The 1777-nt window shown below is 70.4% G+C and carries 2 protein-coding genes; both read right to left on the reverse strand.

What is annotated here, in order from left to right; translation table 11 throughout:
• Nucleotides 1-184: 184 nt before the first annotated feature.
• Nucleotides 185-451: a hypothetical protein gene (locus D7V88_RS41175; protein ID WP_120545917.1), complete on the reverse strand. Its 267-nt coding sequence runs from the start codon at nucleotides 449-451 to the stop codon at nucleotides 185-187.
• A gap of 56 nt (nucleotides 452-507) precedes the next feature.
• On the reverse strand, nucleotides 508-1777 hold a 1270-nt coding region (gene rho, locus D7V88_RS41180; RefSeq protein WP_244238678.1), incomplete at its 5' end, for a transcription termination factor Rho.

Below are 1777 nucleotides of genomic sequence, written 5' to 3' on the forward strand. Positions count from 1 at the left end.
GGGTGGGGGAGCGGCCGTGGTCCACCGCGTCCACCAGGTGCAGCAGCGCGGCCACCACCGCGGCGCCTCCGGGCAGCGTGAGGGCCCACAGGCCGGCGTTGCGCGCGCACAGCCGCAGCGCCGCATCCATCAAGGCCACCGGACCCCGGGGGCGTAGTTCGAGCGCGGAGACGGCCATGGTCTTTCAGCCCACCGCGTGGGCGGCGATGAGGACGCCGCCCCACAAGAGGACGGCGCCCACGAGCGCCAGCACCACGTTGACGACGCTCCACTCACGCCGGGGCGGCGGCCCCTCCAGCGCCTTGCGGCGCGTGTCCAGGCAGCTTGCGCAGCGGTTGATGCCCTCGAACTGCGTGGTGCACTCGCGGCAGATGACGCGGCGACACTCCACGCAGACACCCAGGCCCGCGCGGTCGGGGTGATAGTGGCAGCGGCCCGAGCCCTGAATCATGCGCACACCTTACGCAATCCAGGGCTCGCCACACCACCCCCGCGCGGGCAGCCGGGCTACATCTCGTCGAAGAACTCGTCGTTGTAGGTGTACCGGGCGAGCCGTTTGACGAGCGCCTCCATGGCCTCCACCGGCTTCACGGAGAAGAGCATCTGCCGCAGCTTCTTCACCTTCTCGTACTCGCGCAGGGTGAAGAGCTTCTCCTCCTTGCGCGTGCCGGACTGGGGGATGTTGATGGCCGGGAAGACGCGCTTCTCCGCGAGCAGCCGGTCCAGGGTGACTTCCGAGTTACCCGTCCCCTTGAACTCCTCGAAAATCACTTCGTCCATCCGGCTGCCGGTGTCGATGAGCGCCGTGCCGATGATGGTGAGCGAGCCCGCCTCTTCCGTCGCGCGAGCGGCGCCGAAGATGCGCTTGGGGCGCTCCAGGGCGCGGCTGTCCACGCCGCCCGTCATCGTGCGGCCGGAGCTGTCGACCTCCTTGTTGTAGGCGCGCGCCAGGCGGGTGATGGAGTCCAGCAGGATGACCACGTCCTTGCCGCCCTCCACCAGCCGGCGGGCACGCTCCAGCGCGAGCTCCGCCACCTTGAGGTGGTCGCCCGTGGGCCGGTCGGAGCTGGAGGCGATGACCTCCGCCTTGATGCTCCGGCGCATGTCCGTCACTTCTTCGGGGCGCTCGTCGATGAGCACCAACATGACGTGGCATTCCGGGTGGTTGTTGAGGACCGCCTGGGCGATGCGCTGGAGCATGATCGTCTTGCCCGTCTTCGGCGGGGCGACGATGAGCGCGCGCTGGCCCTTGCCGATGGGCGCGATGAGGTCCAACACCCGCGTGACCATCTCCTTGTGGCCGTTCTCCAGCTTCAGCCGCTCGGTGGGGTCCACGGAGGTGAGGTCCGCGAAGTGGGGCAGCCGGGGCGCGGACTCCAGCGGGCGCCCGTCCACCGTGTCCACCTTCTGGATGACGCCCTTGTGCCCGCGCATCTGCGCGAACGCCGTCAGGTACTGGCCCTGACGCAGGCGCAGCTTCTGCACCAGGTTCTTGGGCAGCTCCGGGTCGTCCGGCGACGCCAGCAGGTTGCGCTTCACCTGCCGCAGGAACGCGTTGGGGCCCTTGGCCTCCGTGTCCAGCACGCCTTCCACCGGTGCCAGGTTCTGCTGCGCCTGCTGCTGGGCCTGGCCCCCTCCGCGCTGGTGCCGGGGGTGCTCGTGCTGCGGCGGCTGCTGGCGGGCCTCCTGCTGGGGCGGGCGGCCTTCCTGGGGCTGCGGCGCCTGCGGGGTGCCGGCGGGGGGCTGCTGCTGTTGCTGGGCCTGGCGCTGCTTGTAC

The sequence above is a fragment of the Corallococcus terminator genome, assembly GCF_003611635.1.
Lineage (GTDB): Bacteria > Myxococcota > Myxococcia > Myxococcales > Myxococcaceae > Corallococcus > Corallococcus terminator.